This is a genomic window from Marinomonas communis (genome assembly GCF_004363305.1).
In the GTDB taxonomy this organism is placed as follows: domain Bacteria; phylum Pseudomonadota; class Gammaproteobacteria; order Pseudomonadales; family Marinomonadaceae; genus Marinomonas; species Marinomonas communis.
Map to the genome: position 1 here is coordinate 479,645 of NZ_SNZA01000003.1, position 23,302 is coordinate 502,946.

The window sequence follows — 23,302 nt, forward strand, 5'->3', positions numbered from 1 at the left end:
TCTCAAGTCGTGAGAAGAGTTCCTGAATGCCGCTAATTGCTGTGGGCGTAAACCACAAAACTGCACCAGTATCTATTCGAGAAAAAATTTCGTTCGCTCCTGAGAAAATGGTTGAGGCGCTTAATTCCCTTGTGTCTGGCGCTCAGGCGTCAGAAGCCGTTATCGTCTCGACTTGTAACCGCACCGAGTTGTACTGTGCTGTCGCTGAGGAAGTTGGCGAAAAGCATATTATTCAATGGCTTGGTGAATACCATCAGGTATCAGCAGAAGAGCTTGAGCGCTTTTGCTATGCCCATAAAGGCGACGACAGTGTACGACATGTGATGCGTGTTGCGGCAGGGTTAGACTCTCTCATCCTTGGTGAACCACAGATTTTGGGACAAGTTAAGTCGGCTTATGCTGTGTCTCAAGAAGGAAAGTGTATTGGTTCTGAGCTACAAAGCTTGTTCCAACAGACTTTCTCGGTTGCCAAAAAGGTTCGTACAGATACTGCTATTGGTGAGAACCCTGTTTCGATTGCTTTTGCAGCCGTTAGCTTGGCGCAGCGAATCTTTGCCGACGTCAAGCGTAGTACGGCATTGTTGATCGGTGCCGGCCAAACTATTGAACTGGTGGCAAGACATTTAAAAGAAGCAGGCATTAAGCGCATTATTGTCGCGAACCGAACGTTAGAGCGTGCCCAGATACTGGCAAATGAGCTGGGCGCAGAGGCAATTTTATTGGGTGATATTACGGATTATTTGCATGAGGCGGATATCGTTATTTCATCTACCGCCAGTCAATTACCGATTATCGGTAAAGGAATGGTTGAGCGTGCCACGAACAAAAGACGTCACAAGCCAATGCTATTGGTAGACATTGCTGTTCCACGGGATATTGAGCCAGAAGTGCAAGAAGTGGAGGATGCCTACCTCTACACAGTGGATGATCTTCACTCTGTTATTGAGGAGAATGTGCGCGCTCGCCAAGAAGCGGCTGAAGCGGCTGAAAAGATCATCGAACTGGGCATTGAAGAGTTCAAACGTAAACAAGAGTCTCGCAAAGTTGCTGATCTAATTGTAAGCTACCGCGCCCAAGCTGAAGAAGTTAAGCAGTCCGAGCTAGAGCGAGCGCTCAAAAGTCTCGAATCCGGTCAATCGCCCGAGCAGGTGGTGGCAAAATTAGCACATGGGTTAATGAATAAGTTAATCCATTCCCCAACACAGTATTTGCGCCAAGCGGGTTCAGAAGCAGACCAAGCAGCGCTACAGCAGGCGGCTGAAGTGTTGGGCATAACCGATACGAAAGAACAGTAGAATGAAAGAATCGATTAAATTTAAGTTAGAAAGCTTAGCTGAGCGCTATGAAGAGCTTGCGGCACTATTAAGTGATGCGGATGTCATTATGGATCAAGATTTGTTCCGTAATTACAGTAAAGAATACGCTGAGCTTGAACCCGTTGTGAAATGTTTCGAAGAGTACCAGCAAGTACTTGAGAACATTGAAGAAGCAGAATTGATGCTCAGTGACTCTGATCCAGATATTAAAGAAATGGGTCAAGAAGAGCTGAAAGCCGGCAATGAACAGAAAGAAGAGCTGTTGCTTGATCTGCAAAAGCTATTGCTACCAAAAGACCCAAATGACTCTAAGAATGTATTCTTAGAAGTGCGTGCCGGTACTGGTGGCGATGAAGCCTCTATTTTCTCTGGTGATTTATTCCGTATGTACTCTCGTTACGCTGAAACCCAGCGTTGGAAAGTTGAAATCGTCAGCGCCAGTGAAGGTGAACATGGGGGCTACAAAGAGGTTATCGCTCGTATCGTTGGCGATGGCGCTTACTCTAAATTGAAATTCGAATCTGGTGCGCACCGTGTTCAGCGTGTGCCAGCGACAGAATCTCAAGGCCGTATCCACACGTCTGCTTGTACCGTAGCAATTCTTCCAGAAATGGACGAAGTTGAAGCGGTGAATATCAATAAAGCGGATCTTCGTATCGATACGTTCCGTGCATCGGGTGCAGGTGGTCAGCACGTCAACAAAACCGACTCAGCAATCCGTATCTTACATATTCCAACAGGTGTAGTCGTTGAGTGTCAGGACGAGCGTTCGCAGCATAAGAACCGTGCTAAAGCAATGGCACTATTGGCGTCTCGACTGCAAGCAGCAGAAGAAGAAAAAGCAGCTTCTGAGCAATCTGAAGCACGCCGCTCTTTGGTGGGTAGTGGTGACCGCTCTGAGCGTATTCGTACTTATAACTACCCACAAGGGCGTGTGACAGATCACCGCATCAACCTAACTTTGTACAAGCTAGATGAGATTGTACAGGGCGATCTTGATGTATTGATCAACCCACTTGTTAACGAGTACCAAGCTGAGCAGCTTGCAGCACTAAGTGGCGATAACTAAGCTTTTCTTGTTTTCTGCATAATAGACATCGTTCATGACCATCGAAACGCTATTAAAACAGGCTTATGGACGGTTGTCTGGCCTATCTGAAACCGCACAGCTGGATGCCCAGCTGCTGTTGGCGCATACATTGGGTGTATCCACCACTTACTTTTTTACTTGGCCTGAAAAAGAGGTCTGTGAAGCGTCTCGTCAGGCGTTTGAAGACCTATTAAAGCGTCGTGAAAAGGGGGAGCCAATTGCCTACATTTTGGGTGAGCAAGATTTCTGGAGTTTGTCACTTGAAACCTCGCCGAGTACTTTGATTCCGCGTGCTGATACAGAGCGCTTGGTTGAAGTGGCACTGGAGCAGTTGCCCTCTGGCGCAAGTAGAATCGTCGACTTAGGCACTGGGACCGGTGCGATTGCTTTAGCGCTTGCGAAAGAGTGGCCAGCGTCTCAAGTCATTGGTGTGGATTATCAAGTGGAAGCCGTACAATTGGCTGAACGCAATGCTCAGCGAAATTCGATTAGCAATGCGGAGTTTCGACAAAGTGATTGGTTCTCTGCATTAATTGATGAAGCGCCATTTGATCTGATTGTTTCAAACCCTCCATACATCGATCCTGAGGATGAGCATCTTTCCCAAGGGGATGTGCGTTTTGAGCCATTAACCGCTTTGATTGCAGAGGATCATGGCTTAGCAGATATCCGACATATCATTAAGCAGGCTGTTTTCTATCTTTCCCCTTTAGGTTGGCTGATGTTTGAGCATGGCTACGACCAAGGTGAGTCGGTCAGAAAGTTGTTTAATGAGCATGGTTTCGTGGAGGTTGCCACCCATCAAGACTTGGGTGGCAACGATCGCGTGACAATAGGTCGCTTGGCTGAGCAGGGCGTTACTGAGCACTCTCGGGGCGGATGAAAACAGGCTCTAGAGGCTTAGAGCGATCCGCGTCGTAGCGGTAGCCAGCCAAGTTAAATCCTTTGATGTCATCAATGGATTCAGCACCGCTTTCAATTAAGTAGCGTACCATCAAGCCACGCGCTTTCTTCGCGTAGAAACTGATCACTTTATACTGACCGTTTTTCTCATCTAAGAAGTTCGGAGTGACAATCGTATTCTTGATCGCTTTTTTATCCACCGCTTTGAAATATTCTGTGGAAGCTAAGTTCACCAGTAACTCACCTTCTTCAAGTTCTGCATTGAGGGCTGGTGCGATCGTGTCTTTCCAAAAGTGGTACAAATTATCGCCTTCAGGGTTTGATAATTTGGTGCCCATTTCTAAACGATAAGGTTGCATTAAGTCGAGTGGTTTAAGTAGTCCATACAGCCCACTCAGAATGCGCAAGTGAGATTGTGCATAGTCAATTTGCTCAGAGCTCAAAGAGTATGCGTCTAGCCCCGTATAAACATCTCCCATAAAGGTAAACATGGCCGGTCTGCTATTTTCTGCATTATGGCTCTTCTGCCAAGCTTGGTAGCGTTCAACGTTGAGTGTGGCAAGCTTGTCGCTAAGTTTCATCAAAGAAGCAATGTCCGCTGGTGAATAAGGGCGAATGGTTTCAATAAGCGTTTGTGCTTGATCTAAAAATGTTGGCTCTGTTTTATTAGTCGTAGGTAGAGCGCTATCTAAGTCCAGTGTTTTGGCTGGTGATATTAAATATTTCATAATCTTACCTTGGCATGTCATTGCGTTTTCATGAGATTATCCATAGAGTGTAGGGACATATCCACTAATCGACTTGATAGAGACAGTGTATGAAGAACAATATTATTCCGTTTCCTAAGTTAGTGAATTCTGAAGAATGCACTAAGGAGACAGATGTTCGAAACACGTCAGAACAGCAATTAGATGCTCTGCGGAATGCATTTGATGAAGCAAGGAAACAGTGGCCTCTTGAGCTTTCCGAGTTACCTGAACAAAATCGTAAGTGCGCGCTCGCTCGTAAGTAAAAATAATAATAGATCAAGGACGAAGCTGTGTTGGCTTTTCTGGTAAGGCATTCTTTAGTGGGCATGTTTGCCTGCGCACTGTTGGGTTTTCTTCTTCCCGATTTATCTAATGGCTTGTTTCCATTCCTTCCCTATGTATTGTTCACTTTGATGTTGTTGACGCTGGCGGGTATGCCAATGTCTCGACTGATTCAACGTTTATGCCAAACAGGGATATGGCTGTATGCGCTGCTCCACAGTGCTTTTTATATGGCGGTATTTTTTGCTCTATGTTGGTTGCTTGGTGCTTCAAAGGAGCTGACGCTGGCAGTGCTTGGTGTGGGGGCGACGGGCTCTTTGTTTGCCACCCCAGCTATTGTCCGCGCGTTGGGCTTTGATGCCCTTGAAGCCATGGCAATGACAATTGCTACAACATTGCTGCTGCCACTGGCTCTGTTTATTCCGATACATTTCTTTCCGTACGCTTCAGGAAGTTTGGACTTTGTGACCTACGGAATTAGGTTGTTGGTATTTATCGCAGGGCCGATCCTGATTTCTTATCTATTACATCGTTGTTTGCCGCAAGAGAAGCTGCAGCGTCTGCTACTTAAAATATCGCCATACACCATTCTATTGGTCTTTGCCTTTCCATTTGGACTGGTTGGAAGTTATCGCCTGCTTTGGGATCAAAACATTAGTGAAGCATTGATGTTTTTGGGGATAGCAGTAGGGCTTGTCTCCTTCTTCTTTGTTGTTACTTTTTTCTGCTACCGACACCTAGGGGTCGATATATCTCTAACCGCGGCAATTACATCGGGCAATCGAAATGTATTGCTAACCTACTCCATTGCTGGGATGTTGTTGGGGCCCGCTTTTCTGCCTTTAGCAGGGGCGATGCAGGTACCAACTTATCTTTTGCCTGTTATCACTAGGCGCCTGGCAAAATATCTAAATTCCCGTTAATAATTTAAGTGCTTACATGCAAAACATCTAACCTTTGGCTACGCTTTTATTGGAAAGTGTACAAAATAGAATTTTGAAGTGAGTTTCAAGCATTAAGGTAATTAAAGCTTTGGATGTGCATGAGGGAATTATGAGAAAGAATCTACCTGTTACCGATGTTGAAAGGCTTGTTCCTGAAGGTGTTCGCCTAATTTCGACAACAGATTTAAAGGGAAAGATTACCTACTGTAACGATGCTTTTGTGGAAATTAGTGGTTTTGAATATTCAGAATTACTTGGTTCTCCACATAACCTAGTACGTCATCCTGATATGCCCCCGCAAGCCTTTGAGGTGATGTGGTCACATTTGAAAGCTGGTAAACCATGGATGGGGTTGGTTAAAAACCGAAGCAAGAATGGTGACTACTATTGGGTGGATGCTTATGTGACGCCGATTACTGAAAATGGTCAGGTCATCGGGTATGAATCTGTTCGTTCTACGCCGGATAGGAAAGCGGTAGCCAGAGCTGAAAAGCTTTATGCGAACATACGTGCTGGGCGTAAAACAATGTCGGTACCAACGGGGGGGATTGTCACAGCTACGGTTATCATGGCGTGGATAGTCTCCATTGTTATGTTTTTTATGAGTAATCCTTACGCAGAATTTCCGGCTTTGTTGTCATCAATCGTTATGGTGATCTACTGTAGCGGTCAGCAGCGCCATATGCGTAAAAGTCTTGAAAAATCTCTCAGTAATGCATTTTCTCATCCACTTGCGGCGCAAACATACTCTGATCACAATGCTGACCTTGCTAAGTTAGAGGTCGCGGTGAAGAGCCAGATGATGCACTTGGATACTGTTTTAACGCGTATCGAAACAGAGTCTGAGTCTGTATTTAATAAGTCAGAACATGGTTTAAAGCAAACGCAAAGTGCGACCGAGAAGATAGAACGGCAACAGCATGAAACCCAAGAGGTTGCTGCGGCCATGCAAGAAATGACGACCACGGTGTCTGATGTTTCACAGCATGTACAAGAAACCGCTGACAGTGCTGAGTCGACGAAAAAATTGGCAATGCAAGGAAATCAAACCATTGGAGAAACAACGCAAGCCATTCAATCGTTGGCAGATTTGGTTGAGCAAATTAGTTCGTCAGTGAGCCATTTATCTAAGCAATCTGAAAGCATTGCAGATGTCGCGGTAATGATTGATCAGATTGCTGAGCAAACGAACTTATTGGCTCTCAATGCTGCAATTGAGGCGGCCCGAGCTGGTGAACATGGTCGAGGCTTTGCAGTTGTGGCTGATGAGGTTCGTCAATTGGCGCAGCGGACGCAGGGTTCTACAAAAGAAATACATGTCATCATTGAGCGCTTACGAAGCGGGGCTCAAGATGCTGTGAGTGTAGCAAGTGATGGCCGTGAAAGTGCTAACCAAGGGCTTCTGAAAATGTCTGAGGCGCAGCAATCGTTAACAACGATTGTGTCATCGGTCGCCAATATATCGGATATGGCCACGCAAATGGCGGCAGCGGTAGAAGAGCAGGCTCATGTCTCCGAAGATATAAATCAACAGCTTGTCCGAATTTCTAATTTAGCTGCGGCGAGTAAAGATGAGGCTGAAGAAGCAATGCAAAGTATGGTAACACTACGTGGCGTCGCTTCGGACATGCACGAGCTGGTTGTGCGGTTTAAGTAAGAATTGATACAAACGAAAAGAGGGCATGGATATGCCCTCTTTTCGTTTAAAGCGATCGCTTCTTACTTGGGTAAAGGCAAAGCTTTCACCGATAAACTATCATTTTGGATGCGTTTTATAATCAGTGACTGGGCGATGTCCACGTCTCCCATAGCTTCTAGCAGAGCGCTTAGCTCGATAAGAGCTTCTGAGGAAGCATCATACTGTAAGGCCTTTTCGTAGTAATCACGGGCTTTCCCCCATAGTTGCAGGCGCTGACAAATACGACCAGTAGCCAGGTAGAGCGGCGCGCTTTCTGGGTGACGTCGTATCCAGGTTTCAGCATTAGCGAGAGACTTTTGCATCGATACATTAGTGAGTTGGCCATAAACGGCAGCTAATGCATCAGACCAGTGATTGTTTAGGGAAGTTCTGATAAAGCTCTCAGCTTTCGTTTCATCGCCAAACTCAATTAAGGTTGTGGCGTATAGAACTTGCATAGGCTCATCTTTGGCAACACTATCAAGTTTTTTCCAGATGCTTTGTAATTCATCCAGCAGAGCATGAGGATCTTGCCCCATTTTTTGGCGAAAGCGCAGTTTTTCAAGTTGTGCTAAAAAGGCGTTCACCTCAAGCTCTCTTAAATTGGATTCGTCAAAGATGCCTTGCTTCTTCAGGATAGGCGTTAGCTCCTGCAGGGCTTCCCAATCCTTAAGTTTAGTGTACACAGATACCAACATCTTAAGAGTTTGACGATGTTTTGGTTTCATGTTGTGTAGACGCTTAAGGGAAGCCAGTGCGCCCTCATAGTGTCCTTGTTTTAGCAGTAATTGGCTCTGTACAAAACTAATAGCGAATTCTGCATCAGGTGACGTTAGATGTGCTTTACGTAGAAGCTCTTTCGAGCGTTCGTGTTCCTCTTGCTCACTGGCCGCATAGGCCGCACCAATGTAGTTTAAAAGTGGATATGACACTTTGTTGGCAGAAGTCGTTAGCAGTTTTTCGGCTTTTCCCCAGTTACCACCGGCAAGCTCTAGCATTCCCTTGATCGTGGATTTTAGAGCCCGCTTATGAGACAAGGACCCGGTGAGCTTTGAAATAGATGAGTTCGGGTGAAGTAATATCCATATGAATTTTGCTGTCATCATAAGGGCAAAGTAACCGAGAATGATCAACAGGAGCATAATCCATAGGCTCATTTCAATGGTGACACTTTTAAAGGAAATCATGACGTAGCCGGGGTCTTGTTTCATGATCAACCCTAGCGTGCCACCAATGAGTAGAACAATGATGATTGAAATCAGTGCTTTTCTCATAATGAAGCATCCTCTGTTGCACTAGTTGCTACCGCATCTGAGGTTTTATCTTCTTGATCTTGAGTAGCGGGAGTGGTGGGCTCATTATCTGAACGCTGCCAGTTTTGCATTAAGGATTTCATGGCCTGTAGCGACGCGCGTGGCATAGGCACATCTGGATTAGGGTTCACCTGTTGCAGCGACGTTAATGTGGTCATGAAAGCAATGGTAGATTGAGCCGAGGTGTCAAAGTGTTGGTTTACTGCTTTAGCGATGCGCTCCAAAGACTTTTCATAGATCACCGGTTCACCTTTTAATAGCGCAACTTGAGCAACGTCTAGTTGCAACTGAATGCCTGTCACTAGTTCTTGATACTCTGCTGGTGGAAGTAGTGGCTTAATTGGCTTTTGATCGTAGTTGATGACCACAAGGGATTTGATGCCCTGCCATGCTTCTTGAAGTAGCTGTTTTATTGCTGAGCTGCTTGTTTGGTCTGGAGCAGCTTCAGCACTAGCTTGCTGAGCTAACCAAGCTTTTGATGGTTCACGCTGAGGTAATGTAGCGACTTGATCGTATAAAGCAGACAGTTGCAGGTAGCGGCCTTCTATATCAAATGAAGTCACTGATTTTAAGGCTTGAATATCTTGTGCAACCGCTTTACGAGTAGCGAACATAAGAGGGTCTTCAAGGCTCGCTAAAATCGTGTCTGCGTTACTGAGCAAAGAAATTGCGCTGCGGGTGTCTTTATCAAGCAAAAGACGCTGATTGGCTAGACGAATTAAATATTCAGCTTCTGCGAGTAACCAGTCATTTTTATCGGCATTGCTAAGTTTGTTGATCTTGCTAGAGATGTCAATCAAAGCTTGTTCTGTATGAGATTGAAGTGCTTTGGCTTCTGCTTGAGTCGCTGTGACGGTATCGTTAATGTCTGAAATGCGACGGGTAAGTTGAGTGGTGTTTTCCACATTGCGGTCAATGCGGCTAAGTTGCTGCTCTAGGGCAACAACTTTGTTTTCCGTTGCAGTGATGGTGCTTTGGTGGTTATTTACAATGTGACTTTGATAATACTGCCAACCACTTAGACCAATCGCGATGACACCGACGAATAACGCAGCGGCCGGCAAGGTGTTAGAGGCTTTGCTCTCATTTTGAGGAGCGGGTTGGGTAGCGTTTGAAGTGTCCTCTTTGGGTGAATTCAAAGAGGATTCATCTGCACTGTTATCCGTGTTCTCCGTTAACGCCTTCTCGTTTTTATCAGTCATATTATCGTCCTAAATGCTGTATCGTGGCGGCCATTAAACTTTGGTCGTCCGCACCTGTTGCATAAATCGCTTGTTGCCAACCTAGCGCTCTTGCTTGTTCTAAAACACGTTTACTTGGCACAAATAACGCTATCTCTTTTAATTCTGGTGCAAACCTTTCTACATGGTTATTTAGGTTTGCCAAACCTTCACCGCTTGTTGCCCATATTACGTCAGGATGATCTAAGAATAAAAAAGTTTGTGCGGTATATTCTGGCGTATGTCGCTTATAGAGTTCTAGGTGGTCGACTATGGCGCCACGCTCCTCTAGCCCTTTGGCCAAGTCCGGCCTACCGCCGGTGCCTCTTACTATTAAAACCCGTTGATCACGCATTTTCGCAGGCTTTAACCATTCGAGCATAGCTTCGGTATTGTTGCCTGGGTTACTCAAGGCTGGAATGTTCAGATCTTTGAGTGTCTGTGTGGTGCCTTGCCCAATACCCAGCCAATGCATGCCGACAGGTAACATAGGCCAGCATTCATCAATCAACTCTGCTGCCAATCTTGCTGCATTTTTGCTAACGAATATCACGAACTGATATAGGTCGAGGTTATAAAGCTGCGAGCGCAATGCGGACAGTTCTGCATCGCTAGAAAGAGGTCGAATCTCTAGCATTGGCAAAGAGATTGGCGTGGCACCAAGCGCGGAAAGCGCTTGGCAGGTTTGAGTGTTTTCTGGTTCTGGTCGAGTGACCAAGACTTTAATACCTTGCATAATGGAGTCACCCAATTAGCTTAAACGTTAGGTTGGTATACTTCGTCTAGCAACGCCTGCGCACCATCAGCAAGTAGCTGTTCAGCTAATTGAATGCCTAATGCTTCCGCGTTGGCTTTATCACCACGAATCTCACCACGTACCATACGTTTACCATCGGTGCTACCAACTAAGCCTCGAATAAAGAGCTCATCGCCTTCCAGTAGGGCGAAACAAGCGATCGGTGCTTGGCAACCGCCGTTAAGGCGCTTGTTTACCGCTCGCTCCGCGATCACACGGTAAGCCGTTTCTTGGTGCTGTAATGGCGCAAGTAGTTTGATTAACTCTGCATCATCGCTTCGGCACTCGATGCCCATAGCGCCTTGGCCGCCGGCTGGAAGTGAGAAGGTATCACTGATACGAGTTTTAATACGATCGGCCATCTCAAGACGAACAAGGCCTGCGGTCGCAAGGATAATGGCGTCGTATTCACCCTCGTCCAGTTTACGTAAACGTGTATTCACGTTGCCGCGCAGGTTTTTAATCACTAGGTCTGGGCGGTGCATTTGCAGCTGGCAAGAGCGACGTAGGCTGGATGTGCCGACTACCGCACCTTGTGGCAGTTCTTCGATACTGTTGTAGGTATTGGAAACAAAAGCATCGGTTGGGTCTTCACGTTTACAGATAACGCTCAATCCTAGACCTTCAGGAAACTCCATTGGCACGTCTTTCATTGAGTGAACTGCAATGTCTGCTTCACCGTCTAGCAGTGCTTTTTCAAGCTCTTTAACGAACAGGCCTTTGCCGCCAATTTTAGAAAGGGGGGAGTCGAGAATTTGATCGCCTTTTGTGGTCATGCCCAATAGCTCAACGTTGATCTCAGGGTAGAGCGCTTCCAGTGAGGCTTTTACATTGTTGGCTTGCCAAAGGGCCAGTTGGCTTTCACGGGTTGCAATGACGATTTTGTTTCTCACATTCTCTCCTAGAGTGACATCAAACACAAAAATAACGATAAAATTTCGCTATATCATACTCCCTTGCCTGTTAAGCGTCATCCCAGAGCCCTTTATAAAGGGCGCGTCATCAGGTAATCTTGCCGCAACATTGATCTCACACTGGGAAATGAAGAAATGACTGATACCAACAAAACCACTAACCAGCAATGGGGTGGCCGTTTTTCTGAGCCTGTTGATGCGTTTGTCGCACGTTTTACCGCATCGGTTGAATTTGACCAGCGTATGGCGAAACAGGATATTCAAGGTTCGATCGCACACGCAACGATGCTTGCGAAAGTGGGCGTATTGACAGACGAAGAACGCGACCAGATCATCCAAGGCTTAACGGAAATCGAGCAAGAGATCGCTCGTGGTGAGTTTGAATGGTCAGTTGAGCTAGAAGATGTGCACATGAACATCGAAGCACGTCTAACGCAAAAGATTGGTATCACAGGTAAGAAACTGCACACAGGTCGTTCTCGTAATGACCAAGTGGCAACAGACATTCGTCTGTACATGCGTGACGAAATCGACTTCTTGTTAGAAGAAGTGACACGCCTACAACAAGGTATCTTGTCTCTTGCTGAACGCAACACAGACACCATTATGCCGGGCTTTACTCACCTGCAAACGGCTCAGCCAGTGACGTTCGGTCATCACTTAATGGCGTGGTACGAAATGGCGCAACGTGACTACGAGCGTCTTGCTGACTGCCGTAAACGTGTGAACATCCTACCACTAGGTGCTGCGGCGTTAGCCGGTACGACTTACCCGATTGACCGTAACATGACCGCGGACCTACTAGGTTTTGAGCGTCCAACTTACAACTCTTTAGACTCTGTAAGTGACCGTGACTTCGCGATTGAATTCACATCAGCGGCATCGATCACCATGATGCACTTGTCTCGTTGGGCAGAAGAACTAGTCATGTGGGCTTCGGCGCAATTTAACTTCATTTTCCTACCTGATCGCTTCTGTACTGGCTCTTCGATTATGCCGCAGAAGAAAAACCCAGACGTACCAGAACTAGTGCGTGGTAAAACAGGTCGTGTATACGGTCACCTAATGGGCCTTCTGACCCTGATGAAGTCTCAATGTTTGGCTTACAACAAAGACAACCAAGAAGACAAAGAGCCGCTGTTTGATACGGTGGACACGCTGCGTGGTTCTCTGCGCTCTTTTGCAGACATGATTCCTGCGATTGAAGCTCGAGGCGAATACATGTACGAAGCGGCGCGTCGTGGTTTTAGTACTGCAACTGACTTGGCGGACTACCTTGTGCGTAAAGGTGTTGCCTTCCGTGATGCTCATGAAATTGTGGGTAAAGCCGTTGGTTTTGGTGTGAAGGAAGGCCGTGATTTGTCTGAAATGACTTTAGAAGAGTTACAGGGCTTCGGTGATATGATCGAACAAGATGTGTTTGAAGTGCTAACACTGGAAGGTTCGGTAGCAGCCCGTGATCACATTGGCGGTACAGCGCCAGCACAAGTAAAAGCAGCGATTGAACGTGCCAAAGCAGAACTGGCTGAGAGATTGAAATAATAATCAGCCGTTTGTAATGCTTCGAAAGCCCCTAGCAATGCTCAGGGGCTTTTTTATTAGCTCTTAATATAAGTGGGAGGTTACTCAGCAGGGCCAAAGGGTAGGCCTTGAAACACATCACTGCGCAGAATGTCTGTCGTGATGTTGAGCTCAAATCGAAAGACCTCTTTCTGTCCCGAACACCCCGATAGCACAATCTGCCATGCGTCCATGCTACCAGGTTCAGGCATTTTCCAGCATAGCCCCTTTATATTGACGTATTTAGTACCGTCTGCATCTTCTGTGATCGGATACTCTGTTTCTTCGACGATACCTTTTGAGTATTCCTCTTGTACGCGTTTAGCTTGGCGAACGGCTTGTCGAAACTTTGGCGAGAAAGCGTCTTTGCTAGGGTCGACTTTAGGGCGACTGGCCTCTAAAGGGCCGATATCGAGAAGACTTTTGTTTTTCCAGTTTTGTTCAGAGTAACGCTCCGATTCAGTGACGTCATAGATATCTTTAAGCGTAATCGGCTGTGCTGCGATAGGGCGTTCTTGCTCTGCACTAGAGATATCCTGAGTGTTATCAATACCCACCTCAGTAGGTGATACTGCCGTGCTTGGTTGCTCGATCTTATCGGTTGCAGCTTGTATCTCTTCTGCGGGCTTAATGGGAGCGTTAGTTTGGATTTGTGTGGCTTCTTGAGGCGCAGCCACTTGCTCGTCTGAGTCTGTCTCAAAAGGAGGAGGGGCGGATTTATCCGATGGCAACAAAGAAACTTCTAGGTAATGAGCTGGTGTTAACTTCGGCAGAGCTTGATGCCAAGGTTCATCTTCTAACCAAACAAACACAATCGCATGCAAACTTAATGCTGCAAGCAATGCAAATACCCATGGTTTGAGCAGGCGTTTCATTATTTGGTCCAAAGCTTTGGTCGACATTAACCTTTGAAAACAATGTGTTTTCCAAGGCGTAACTATAGCAAATCGCTTGGTTTTGAACACATCTGAAAAGTAAAGATTTTCCAGCAAAATAGTCAGTGGGGGTGTGAATAAAATAGGGGATCAGTATACTGTCAACAAATTGTATTAATGGATGGTTGTAACTGTGTCTAAGCCTATTTTGTTGTTGATTACCACACTGATTTTAACTGGGTGTGGCAACAAAGGTGCCTTGTACTTGCCTCAACAAGCTTTGCCTAACGATATGGTCACCACAACTGTCAAAGATTGAGGAATACCCCCTTGGACTTTTTTAATTACTCAAATCATCAGCTGCACGCTGAAAATGTGGCGCTAGCAGATATTGCTGCACAACATGGCACGCCAACGTATGTCTACTCGCGTGCGACATTTGAGCGTCATTACAAAGCGTATGCAGATGCGTTTGCTTCTCACCCTACCTTGATTTGTTATGCCGTTAAGGCGTGTTCAAACATTGCTATTCTGAACGTGCTTGCACGTCTTGGCTCTGGTTTTGACATCGTTTCGATTGGTGAACTAGAGCGTGTTCTTCGCGCAGGTGGCGATCCAAGTAAAGTCATGTTCTCTGGTGTGGCGAAACAAGAGCATGAGATGCGCCGTGCACTTGAAGTTGGTATTCATTGCTTCAACGTGGAATCAGAGTCGGAACTTCACCGCTTAAACAAAGTAGCTGGCGAGATGGGCAAAGTTGCACCTGTTTCTCTACGCGTTAACCCAGACGTGGATGCTAAAACACACCCATACATTTCCACGGGGTTAAAAGACAACAAGTTCGGTATTGATATCAAGGATGCGGTACGTATCTATGGTGTTGCGCACTCTCTTGAGAATCTGAATGTCATGGGAGTTGATTGCCATATCGGTTCGCAATTAACCGAGCTGCAACCTTTCTTGGACACATTTGACCGCCTAACAGACCTCATTGATAAGCTTGCTGAACAAGGCATTGAGATTAAACACCTTGATTTAGGTGGTGGTCTAGGGGTTCGTTACCGTGATGAAGTGCCGCCTGAGCCGAAAGATTACGCTGCACTTGTTTTAGAAAAAGTCAAAGGCCGTAACTTGTCTTTAGCATTTGAGCCAGGTCGTTCAATTGCCGCTAACGCCGGTGTATTAATGACCAAAGTTGAGTTCCTAAAATGCACTGCGCATAAGAACTTTGCCATCATTGACGGTGCCATGAACGATATGATTCGTCCATCTCTATACGGTGCTTGGATGGATATCGTGCCTGTTAATTTAGAGCCGACGCCAGAAGGTAAGCGTGTATATGACCTAGTTGGACCGATCTGCGAAACAGGTGATTTCCTAGGTAAAGAGCGTGAGCTAGATATTCAGCCAGGCGATTTGTTGGCACTTCGTTCAGCTGGTGCTTATGGCTTTACTATGGCGTCGAACTACAACAGCCGTGGTCGTGCCGCAGAAGTGATGGTGGATGGCGATAAAGCCTATTTGATCCGTGAGCGTGAAGACATTGATCATCAGCTAGCTGGTGAGCAATTACTACCCGCTTAAGGAGAATGTCATGCTGTTAAAATTTACTAAGATGCATGGCCTTGGCAACGACTTTGTCGTTGTCGATGCGGTGTCACGTAAAGTGTACTTTAACAAGGCTCAGATTGAGCGCCTTGGTGATCGTAACCGTGGTATTGGCTTCGACCAGTTATTAGTGGTTGAACCGCCATCCAACCCTGATATGGATTTTCGCTACCGCATCTATAACTGTGATGGTTCAGAAGTGGAGCATTGTGGTAATGGTGCGCGCTGTTTTGCGAAGTTTGTGCTCGACCGTGAGTTGACCCATAAACGTGTGATTGACGTAGAAACCAAGCGTGGCCAAATCCAGCTAAGAGTGCAGGACGATGGTCAAGTGTGTGTGGATATGGGTGAGCCAAGTTTTGTGCCAGCGGATTTGCCGTTTGTCGCGGACGGACTTGCGGACCTTTACCCCATTGACGTTGCGGGCGACATTTTTGAGTTGACCCCAGTATCAGTTGGTAACCCTCATGCTGTGATTCGTGTAGAAGAATTAAGCGATGCCATGGTTGAGCATGTTGGACCATTGGTTGAGGATCACGAACGTTTCCCCAACAACGTCAATGTCGGCTTTATGCAAGTGCTGTCATCAGATGAAGTGAATTTGCGAGTGTATGAACGTGGTGTGGGCGAAACACAAGCTTGCGGTACGGGAGCTTGCGCGGCGGTGGTAGCTGGTATCAAGCAAGGCTGGTTAGCGCCAGAAGTATTAGTGCACTTGCCTGGTGGTGATTTACGTATTGCTTGGCAAGGTCCAGGGCATTCTATTCAAATGACTGGCCCTGCGGAAAAGGTCTTTGAAGGTCAAATTTATCTATAGGTGAAGTATCCATGACGGAAGAGGACGTTGTTCAGTATCTGCAAGAGACGCCGGGATTTTTTGAACGCCACCCAGCGTTATTAGAAACATTAACAATCCCTCATCCGGTTCATGGAGGGGCAATTTCTCTATTAGAGCGACAAGTCGCTTTGTTACGTAAATCGACGTCGGATTATCGTGGCGAGTTTGAGCGTTTGGTTGCAATCGCTCGTGAAAACGAAGCTATCATGAAAAAGAGCCGACGTTTGATATTGAAATGTCTAAGCTGTGAATCCCTCGATGACTTTGCAGGCATTGTAGAAGAGGTCATGCGTGAAGACTTTTCCATTCAGTATCAATCGATGGTGTTGTTTGCTGATCAAGCACTCGATACCTCGATACGTACTGCTTCTTGGGAAGCTGCTGAACCGATCTTAAAAGAAATGCTGGTTCAATCTGGCTGCTATTGCGGTGTGTTGTCGGTCGCAGAGTCTGAGTTTCTATTTGAAGGCCAAAGTGACGCTGTGATGTCGTCTGCGATTTTGCCGCTGGTGTCCTTAGAGGGCGGGAAGGTGGTGTACCACGGTGTGCTCGCTCTTGGGTCAAGCAGGCTAAATCATTTTGACAAAGAGAAAGGGGCTTTGTTTTTAGATTACCTTTCTGACTTGTTGAGTGCACTGCTATTAAGGCTGTTGCCATGAGTATTCTCGTTTCTTTCGATCTAGATAACACCTTATGGGATGTGGATCCGACTTTGGTGCGGGCGGAACACGCCATGGAAAAATGGTTTGAAGACAACTTTCCTGGCTTTGCAGATCAGTTTTTTGTGCCGAATATGGACCCGCTTAAGCATGAAATCTATGAGCTGTATCCAGAAATTAAGCACGATGTTACCAAGGTTCGTTTAGCCCAGTATCGCACTGCTTTACAGCGTTATGGATTACCTCGAGAAGAAGCCGAACAGCGAGCAACCCAGGCATTTAATGTCTTTTATGACTGGCGTCAGCGGGTGGATTTATACCCGGATGCGTTAAATGCTTTAACGTCCTTATCCAATCGGTTTTCATTAGCTGCTCTGACCAATGGAAATGCTGATGTCTTTCACCCACACATCGATTTAGCTCAGTACTTTGGCACTGTGATCCGCGCGGACAAAGAGGGGATCGCAAAGCCTGATGTTGAGATTTTTGAGCGATTGGCGGAACGCTCAAACACACCTATGGAACGAATTATCCATGTTGGTGATCACCCGATTGACGATGTGCAAGGCGCCATTAATGCTGGCGCTCGAGCGGTCTGGTTTAATCGTCACGGAGCAAGGCGTTGGCGAGATGAGTGGCTTGTAACGCCTGAGTTTGAGGTTCACTCATTGTCTGAACTGGTGACCTTAATTGAGAATATGAACTTATAGCGATTTGCTATCATCTCAGTTAAGTAATCTGATTTTGCCTGAGCTTTAATAGTGGTACACTAGCCTCATTAATCACTAACCGATTTAAGGAATTTGTAATGAGCGAAAATATTTTTAACGTAACGGATGCTCAATTCGAAGAAGAAGTTTTAAAAGCGGATCTTCCTGTTATTGTTGACTTCTGGGCGCCATGGTGTGGTCCTTGTAAAATGATTGCGCCAGTTTTAGAAGATGTTGCTAACGAATACGCAGGTCGCGTTAAAGTTGTCAAAATCAACGTTGATGACAACACAGAAACTGCACCTAAGTACAACGTTCGTGGTATCCCAACACTGCTAGTTATCAAAGGCGGTGAAGTGGCGGCAACGAAAGTGGGCGCTGTTTCAAAATCTCAACTAATTGAGTTCGTTGAAGGCGCGCTATAATCGCCTGCTAACACGTTTTCTAAAAGGCTGCTTGTGCAGCCTTTTTTCGTTTTATCTTCTAGAGAGTTGGCTGAGATATTGTGAATAATCACTGGACTGTGATTGTTGTAAGCGCGTAATGACCTGCTGAGCGTAAGGTAAGAAATTCACTAATTCATCTTTACTCATTGGACTGTCATAAGGAATGTCGACGGTTTCAGGGTTTTTATGCTGCCCTTGAATGCGAAATTCGTAATGAAGGTGTGGTCCTGTTGCCCATCCTGTCTGACCAACCTTGGCAATTTCATTACCTTGCTGTATCTCTTGCCCTATATAAAGGCCCTCTTGAAACTCGCTTAAGTGCGCATAAAGCGTGCTGTAGCCCTTGCCGTGGTCAATAATAACAGTGTTGCCATACCCTTTCATTTCTCCTACAAATGAAATCGTGCCATGCCCTGAGCTATAGACTGGGGTGCCTTCCGGTGCCGCATAATCAACCCCTTGATGAGGTCGCGTCGTTTTAAAAATTGGGTGTAAACGATTGGGGTTAAATTGTGATGAGACATGAGTAAAGTCCACCGGAGATCGGATGAAGGCTTTTCTTAGTGATAAGCCGTCGCGAGTAAAGTAGTTCGCGCCATTGTTTATTTGATAGCGAATTGCCTCATAAATTCGCCCATTGTTAATAAACTGCGCGGCAATGATATTGCCTGAGTCGAGTCGGTCTCCATTGATGAAGCGCTCCTCAAATAATACTGCAAAGCGATCACCTGGACGGATGTCCAAAGCAAAATCTATATCCCAACGAAAGATGTCTGTTAGCGCCAACAGTAGTTTGTCATTCAACCCAGCACGGGATCCATCTAGAAAAAGAGAGTTATCAATCATGACCTCTTGGTAGCGCAAGCGCGTTTCTATAGGTGCTACTTGTTCCGTAAACGAAAAAAGGTTTTGCTCTGGGTTATGCTGGAACACATAGGCTTTTTCTGGGGTGGAGGAAAGCGTTAAGCTTTCTAACTGTTGTTTGGGAAGCCATCGTTGGATTGTTAACTTTTGCCCAGGCTGTAGGGAAGTGAGTACCTTTGATGAATCGGCTTGAAGTAGCTGTGCGATTTGCCTATCTGTAATACCAAGTCGATTGAGTGTACGAGAAAGGGAGTCGCCTGCTTTTAAAATCACCTTTGTTGTCTCAAGGGTTTTCTCTGCTTTCACCTGATCGAGAGGGGAGGCAATCATTGCTTTTTCAGGCACTGGGCCTGCTGAATGTCGTGGTCGCGACTCATTACTTTGTGTCGCTTGGTGGGGGGAGCTGTTAAAAGCCCAATAAAGCGTCGCTGCGCCCGCAATTAAAAGAATTGAAGAAACGCCGATAAGACTTTTGGTAAGCAATGATTTGTCCAAGTTTGTGTTCCATTTTTCCATAGAAAGCCATGTCATCCTACCAACTAAGTGGCTATAATTGAACGCCAATTAAATATCACTCAATTAGGATTTGGATCGTAAAATGACACAGCAAAACACCGACCTATTAGCGGACTTACAAGCTCGTGGGCTTATCGCTCAAATGACAGCAGAAGAGGAGCTTCGTGCTCACTTGTCATCTGGTCGTCGTACTTTGTATTGTGGCTTCGATCCAACCGCGGACAGCCTTCACCTAGGTCACCTTGTGCCTCTGCTAGTGCTTAAGCGTTGCCAAGACGCCGGCCACAATCCAATTGCCTTAGTGGGTGGTGCTACAGGTATGATCGGCGATCCAAGCTTCAAAGCAGCAGAACGCTCGTTGAACACATCTGATGTGGTAGCAAGCTGGGCAGACAAGATCAAAGGCCAAGTGAGCCAATTTATTTCTTTCGAAGGTGTTGATAACCCTGCGCGCGTGGTAAACAACTTAGATTGGACAGGCAACATGAATGTGATCGATTTCTTGCGTGAAATCGGTAAGCACTTCTCTGTTAATGCCATGATCAATAAAGAATCTGTGCAGCAGCGTCTAAACCGTGAAGGCTCTGGTATCTCATTCACTGAGTTCTCATACGCTTTACTGCAAGGTATGGACTTCGCGGAACTTAACCGCCTGTACGATTGTACGCTTCAAGTAGGTGGTAGTGATCAATGGGGTAACATTGTTGGTGGTATTGACCTTTCTCGTCGCCAGAACCAAGCGCAAGTATTTGGTCTAACCGTTCCTCTAGTCACGAAATCTGACGGTACTAAATTCGGTAAAACAGAATCCGGTGCGGTATGGTTGGATCCTAAGAAAACCAGTCAGTACTCTTTCTACCAATTCTGGTTGGGTACTGCAGACGCGGATGTGTACAAGTTCCTTAAGTACTTCACGTTCCTGTCTATCGAAGAAATTGAAGCGATTGAAAAAGCGGACCAAGAAAACGGTGGCAAGCCACAAGCGCAAGCCATTCTTGCTCGTGAAGCAACGCGCTTAGTGCACGGTGAAGAAGGTCTAGCGGCTGCAGAACGTATCACGCAAGCGTTGTTCAGCGGTGAAACAGACAAACTAAGTGAGCAAGACCTTGAGCAAATTCAATTAGATGGATTACCAAGCAGCTCTCTAGAAGGTATCAACCTTGCTGAAACACCACTGACTTCACTGTTAGCAGACGCGGGTCTTGCTGCAAGTGGTAAGCAAGTAAAAGATGCACTTCAGCGTAACTCTGTCTTTGTGAACGGTGTTGCAAAAGGCATGGAAGATAACATGGCGGCAGCAGATATCTTTAAAGCAGAGAATGGTTACTACGGTAAGTATTTCCTAGTGAAGCTAGGTAAGAAAAAACACCACTTGTTTGCTCTGTAAAGCATTCGGTTTATTCTTCTAAAGGCGCTTCGGCGCCTTTTCTGTTTGTGTCATAGCATGATTTAAGAGACGGAGAGAATGATCACTATTGACTGGCTGAGACTCCAAACATTGCTTGGTGAGCAAGGCAGGATTTGGCTTGCTCTGAGTGGCGGTGTGGACTCTGTTGTTTTGTTGCACCTCTTAGTTAGGGATGCTCCATCAGAGCTTCGTGACCGTGTGGCGGCGATTCATGTCCATCATGGTTTGAGCGAAAACGCTGACACTTGGCTAGAGTTTTGCAAGACGCTATGTTCTAACCTCGAAGTGGATTTTTGTTTTGAAAGAGTCACTGTAGAGGGTAAGGGGTCTATTGAAGAGCAAGCGCGCAAAGAGCGTTATCGTGCGTTTGACAAGGTTTTGCGGGACGGTGATGTCTTGCTTCAGGCCCATCATGCAAACGACCAGGCTGAGACCATTTTGTTTCGTCTAGAACGTGGTTGTGGTTGGCGTGGTATACAAGGTATTCCCGAGGAGCGCTCCCTTGGAGTGGCTAATATTTACCGACCATTGCTAAAAACGCCTCGTGTTGACATAGAAGAATATGCTGCTCGACAACAGCTTTCTTGGGTGGAAGATGAGTCTAATGATGATACGCGTTATCGCCGCAACTTTTTACGTCACAAAGTGCTAACACCTTGGCAAGAGGGGCAACCAAATATCGCCAAACATATCGCCCAAAGTGTGGATCGAATTCAAGCGGAAGGGCGTGTGATTAAGCGGCTTTTAGGGGAAGCGCTAGAGCGTTTTATTGATCAAAATGATGGTTTGCAATTAAACATGCTACCTGAGCAGGAAAGAGGCTTTTGGTTGTCATCGTATTTGAGTGATCGAGGTATTTCGATTACTCAGCAACAACAAATGGCTCTGGTGGAAATGTTTTATAGTCATCATCAGAACCAGCCTGAATTTCTGCACCGTAGGCATCGTATTGTCCGTTATAAAAATGTACTGCATGTGCTGCCAAAAGCTTTGCCTGTTGTTGAGCAAAATATAGCGGCAGGGCAGCGGCTAATTCGAGCATTTGATCAAGTCTACTGCGATCAAGAAGTTGTGATCAAGCCTCGTCCTGATAATGTGTTGCTGCATTTAAAAAATGGTAAGACACGACCGCTAAAGAAATGGTTACAAGATAAAAATATACCAAATTGGTGGCGCGAGCAGATCCCCTATATTTATGTTGATGATGAACTCGTCGCGATCGCAGACTTATGGCAAGCGCCTTACTGGCAAGGGAATGTGAAATGGGAGCCTAATGGGAAGTTGTTGTGGCCTAGCCAATCATAAAAAATGCCCAGCAATTTGCTGGGCATTTGGTTATCTAACGTTCTTAAAGTGATATTAGAACGAGCGACTGTACTGCAAACCTAGCAAGATAGCATTAGCATGGGTTGTGCCTGTGATGCTTGAAAGAGCATTATTTTCTGCAACATCAACATCCTCTCCAAGAAGATAAGTGGCTCCAAAATCAATGCTGCTCACGTCATCAGGTTTGTAGGTAACACCTGCTGAAAACCATTGGCGATCTGAATCAGGCACAGATATAGAACGCTTTTGGTCCTGAGCGCTGGTATCATACATGTAGCCTGCTCTTAACTCCCAAGCATCATTCATGTAGTAGGTGCCACCAATTGAGTAATGCATAGCGTCTTGCCAGTTGTAGGTATTAATTGTTCCAGCATTTTTAGCTTCTAATGTTTTAAATTCAGACCAGCGGATAAATTGAATGCTGTAATGAACTGCGTATTCTGGAGCAATACGATGGTAGCCTGAAAATTCTGCAATATCAGGCAGTGGCATGATAACTGTATCCGATTGTTTAGCAGTTGTAGAGCCATAACGATAAACTTCACCATCAGCTTCGATATCTGGACTAAAGTGGTAGTCAAACCCAAAACGATTATTCTGATCAAGTTCAAACATTAACCCTAGATTATAACCAAATCCCCAACCATCAGCTTCAACCTCTAGCAAATTATCAATACTAAGCAGAGCAGAAGCGGTTGGGTTGGCTGGACGCGTGAATGTTCCTTTACCGTAAACGGCATCGATGCCCGCCCCCAAAGTCAATTGATCGGTTGCCTTGTAGGATCCAACAAGACCAAAATTAGCGCTTACCACATCAGTCTTTCCACCATATTCGTAACCTGCGTAGTCATCTTCGAATTCAGTTTTAGTACCGAAATTAGAGTAAGCGTTGACACCCCAAGCAAATTTATCATTAACCGGACGTATGTAATAAAAGTTAGGAGCAATAGATGTACTTCCTATACTGTCAGAGTTGGCATCAGAACTGCTCGAGGTTAAGTTATTGGTGTAGGATCCATTTTTGACTTCGATATCAGTTGTAATGGTTTCGAAACCAACAGAAAGAGCTGGACGGTCAAACAGAGACATTGCCGCTGGGTTACGGGCGATGACAGATGCGTTATCGCCAATGACTGCGTCACCGGCGAAAGCTCGACCAAGGCCTGTTGCAGACTGAGCATTTAACTGAAATCCTGCAGCGTGGATGTGCACAGCAGAAAGAGCAAGGGCTGATGCGATCAGCGTTCGTTTGTACGGGAAAGACACGTTCATAAATTAGGTTTCCTT

General features: G+C 45.9%; 23 protein-coding genes. 15 read left to right on the forward strand and 8 right to left on the reverse strand.

Annotated elements, in window-relative coordinates; translation table 11 throughout:
• Nucleotides 1–26 precede the first annotated feature (26 nt).
• Genes hemA through prmC form a run of 3 tightly spaced genes read left to right on the forward strand, consistent with a single transcriptional unit; the run spans nucleotide 27 to nucleotide 3,289 of the window.
• Nucleotides 27–1,295, forward strand: coding sequence for a glutamyl-tRNA reductase (gene hemA, locus C8D85_RS11360; protein ID WP_133562718.1), 1,269 nt, complete (start codon nucleotides 27–29; stop codon nucleotides 1,293–1,295).
• Between the two features lies 1 nt (nucleotide 1,296).
• Nucleotides 1,297–2,385, forward strand: a complete 1,089-nt coding sequence (gene prfA / locus C8D85_RS11365; protein WP_133562719.1) for a peptide chain release factor 1 — start codon at nucleotides 1,297–1,299, stop codon at nucleotides 2,383–2,385.
• Between the two features lie 34 nt (nucleotides 2,386–2,419).
• Nucleotides 2,420–3,289, forward strand: a complete 870-nt coding sequence (prmC, locus tag C8D85_RS11370) for a peptide chain release factor N(5)-glutamine methyltransferase (RefSeq protein ID WP_133562721.1) — start codon at nucleotides 2,420–2,422, stop codon at nucleotides 3,287–3,289.
• Here the strand turns inward: prmC and yaaA are convergent.
• On the reverse strand, nucleotides 3,264–4,037 hold the full coding sequence (yaaA, locus tag C8D85_RS11375) for a peroxide stress protein YaaA (protein WP_133562723.1): 774 nt from the start codon (nucleotides 4,035–4,037) through the stop codon (nucleotides 3,264–3,266). The two genes, prmC and yaaA, sit on opposite strands and share 26 nt — an antisense overlap.
• An 89-nt stretch (nucleotides 4,038–4,126) precedes the next feature.
• Between yaaA and C8D85_RS11380 the strand changes: the two genes are divergently transcribed.
• The 3 genes from C8D85_RS11380 (at nucleotide 4,127) to C8D85_RS11390 (ending at nucleotide 6,941) form a co-directional block, all read left to right on the forward strand.
• Complete coding sequence (locus C8D85_RS11380) at nucleotides 4,127–4,321, forward strand: hypothetical protein (RefSeq protein WP_133562725.1); 195 nt, start codon at nucleotides 4,127–4,129, stop codon at nucleotides 4,319–4,321.
• 27 nt (nucleotides 4,322–4,348) lie between these two features.
• Nucleotides 4,349–5,263 carry a hypothetical protein gene (locus C8D85_RS11385; RefSeq protein WP_133562727.1) on the forward strand — a complete coding sequence of 305 codons (915 nt, stop codon included), beginning with the start codon at nucleotides 4,349–4,351 and terminating at the stop codon, nucleotides 5,261–5,263.
• Nucleotides 5,264–5,393: 130 nt separating this feature from the next.
• The gene (locus C8D85_RS11390; RefSeq protein ID WP_133562729.1) at nucleotides 5,394–6,941 is read left to right on the forward strand and encodes a methyl-accepting chemotaxis protein; all 1,548 of its coding nucleotides are present in this window, start codon (nucleotides 5,394–5,396) and stop codon (nucleotides 6,939–6,941) included.
• Between the two features lie 62 nt (nucleotides 6,942–7,003).
• On the opposite strand, the gene C8D85_RS11395 is transcribed toward C8D85_RS11390, so the two are convergent.
• Genes C8D85_RS11395 through hemC form a run of 4 tightly spaced genes read right to left on the reverse strand, consistent with a single transcriptional unit; the run spans nucleotide 7,004 to nucleotide 11,184 of the window.
• Complete coding sequence (locus tag C8D85_RS11395) at nucleotides 7,004–8,236, reverse strand: heme biosynthesis HemY N-terminal domain-containing protein (RefSeq protein ID WP_133562731.1); 1,233 nt, start codon at nucleotides 8,234–8,236, stop codon at nucleotides 7,004–7,006.
• Nucleotides 8,233–9,477 carry a uroporphyrinogen-III C-methyltransferase gene (locus C8D85_RS11400; protein ID WP_133562733.1) on the reverse strand — a complete coding sequence of 415 codons (1,245 nt, stop codon included), beginning with the start codon at nucleotides 9,475–9,477 and terminating at the stop codon, nucleotides 8,233–8,235. Before C8D85_RS11400 ends, C8D85_RS11395 begins: the two co-directional genes overlap by 4 nt.
• Nucleotide 9,478: 1 nt before the next feature.
• On the reverse strand, nucleotides 9,479–10,231 hold the full coding sequence (locus C8D85_RS11405; protein ID WP_133562736.1) for a uroporphyrinogen-III synthase: 753 nt from the start codon (nucleotides 10,229–10,231) through the stop codon (nucleotides 9,479–9,481).
• A 20-nt stretch (nucleotides 10,232–10,251) separates the two neighbouring features.
• Nucleotides 10,252–11,184 (reverse strand): hydroxymethylbilane synthase, encoded by a 933-nt coding sequence (hemC, locus tag C8D85_RS11410; protein WP_133562738.1) that lies wholly within the window; start codon nucleotides 11,182–11,184, stop codon nucleotides 10,252–10,254.
• A gap of 156 nt (nucleotides 11,185–11,340) precedes the next feature.
• Here hemC and argH point away from each other — a divergent pair, with 156 nt between their 5' ends.
• A complete protein-coding gene (argH, locus tag C8D85_RS11415; protein WP_133562740.1) occupies nucleotides 11,341–12,747 on the forward strand; it encodes an argininosuccinate lyase in 1,407 nt (468 codons plus the stop codon).
• An 80-nt stretch (nucleotides 12,748–12,827) separates the two neighbouring features.
• On the opposite strand, the gene C8D85_RS11420 is transcribed toward argH, so the two are convergent.
• A complete protein-coding gene (locus C8D85_RS11420) occupies nucleotides 12,828–13,640 on the reverse strand; it encodes a hypothetical protein (RefSeq protein WP_133562742.1) in 813 nt (270 codons plus the stop codon).
• Between the two features lie 193 nt (nucleotides 13,641–13,833).
• Here C8D85_RS11420 and lptM point away from each other — a divergent pair, with 193 nt between their 5' ends.
• The 6 genes from lptM to trxA all read left to right on the forward strand — a co-directional run bounded on the left by lptM (nucleotide 13,834) and on the right by trxA (nucleotide 17,880).
• Complete coding sequence (gene lptM / locus C8D85_RS11425; RefSeq protein ID WP_211342180.1) at nucleotides 13,834–13,959, forward strand: LPS translocon maturation chaperone LptM; 126 nt, start codon at nucleotides 13,834–13,836, stop codon at nucleotides 13,957–13,959.
• A gap of 11 nt (nucleotides 13,960–13,970) precedes the next feature.
• Nucleotides 13,971–15,224, forward strand: a complete 1,254-nt coding sequence (lysA, locus tag C8D85_RS11430; RefSeq protein ID WP_133562747.1) for a diaminopimelate decarboxylase — start codon at nucleotides 13,971–13,973, stop codon at nucleotides 15,222–15,224.
• 10 nt (nucleotides 15,225–15,234) lie between these two features.
• A complete protein-coding gene (gene dapF / locus C8D85_RS11435) occupies nucleotides 15,235–16,065 on the forward strand; it encodes a diaminopimelate epimerase (protein ID WP_133562750.1) in 831 nt (276 codons plus the stop codon).
• An 11-nt stretch (nucleotides 16,066–16,076) separates the two neighbouring features.
• Nucleotides 16,077–16,745, forward strand: a complete 669-nt coding sequence (locus C8D85_RS11440; protein WP_133562752.1) for a DUF484 family protein — start codon at nucleotides 16,077–16,079, stop codon at nucleotides 16,743–16,745.
• The gene (locus C8D85_RS11445; RefSeq protein ID WP_133562754.1) at nucleotides 16,742–17,455 is read left to right on the forward strand and encodes an HAD family hydrolase; all 714 of its coding nucleotides are present in this window, start codon (nucleotides 16,742–16,744) and stop codon (nucleotides 17,453–17,455) included. The genes C8D85_RS11440 and C8D85_RS11445 overlap by 4 nt, the downstream gene beginning before the upstream one ends.
• 98 nt (nucleotides 17,456–17,553) lie before the next feature.
• A complete protein-coding gene (trxA, locus tag C8D85_RS11450) occupies nucleotides 17,554–17,880 on the forward strand; it encodes a thioredoxin TrxA (protein ID WP_133562756.1) in 327 nt (108 codons plus the stop codon).
• A gap of 51 nt (nucleotides 17,881–17,931) precedes the next feature.
• On the opposite strand, the gene C8D85_RS11455 is transcribed toward trxA, so the two are convergent.
• On the reverse strand, nucleotides 17,932–19,260 hold the full coding sequence (locus tag C8D85_RS11455; protein ID WP_211342181.1) for a peptidoglycan DD-metalloendopeptidase family protein: 1,329 nt from the start codon (nucleotides 19,258–19,260) through the stop codon (nucleotides 17,932–17,934).
• Nucleotides 19,261–19,363: 103 nt separating this feature from the next.
• Here C8D85_RS11455 and tyrS point away from each other — a divergent pair, with 103 nt between their 5' ends.
• Together tyrS and tilS are read left to right on the forward strand one after the other, a co-directional pair.
• On the forward strand, nucleotides 19,364–20,668 hold the full coding sequence (gene tyrS, locus C8D85_RS11460; protein ID WP_133562761.1) for a tyrosine--tRNA ligase: 1,305 nt from the start codon (nucleotides 19,364–19,366) through the stop codon (nucleotides 20,666–20,668).
• 78 nt (nucleotides 20,669–20,746) lie between these two features.
• Nucleotides 20,747–21,994 carry a tRNA lysidine(34) synthetase TilS gene (gene tilS, locus C8D85_RS11465; RefSeq protein ID WP_133562763.1) on the forward strand — a complete coding sequence of 416 codons (1,248 nt, stop codon included), beginning with the start codon at nucleotides 20,747–20,749 and terminating at the stop codon, nucleotides 21,992–21,994.
• 54 nt (nucleotides 21,995–22,048) lie between these two features.
• Here the strand turns inward: tilS and C8D85_RS11470 are convergent, their stop codons facing one another.
• The gene (locus C8D85_RS11470; RefSeq protein WP_133562765.1) at nucleotides 22,049–23,287 is read right to left on the reverse strand and encodes an outer membrane protein transport protein; all 1,239 of its coding nucleotides are present in this window, start codon (nucleotides 23,285–23,287) and stop codon (nucleotides 22,049–22,051) included.
• Between the last annotated feature and the right edge of the window lie 15 nt (nucleotides 23,288–23,302).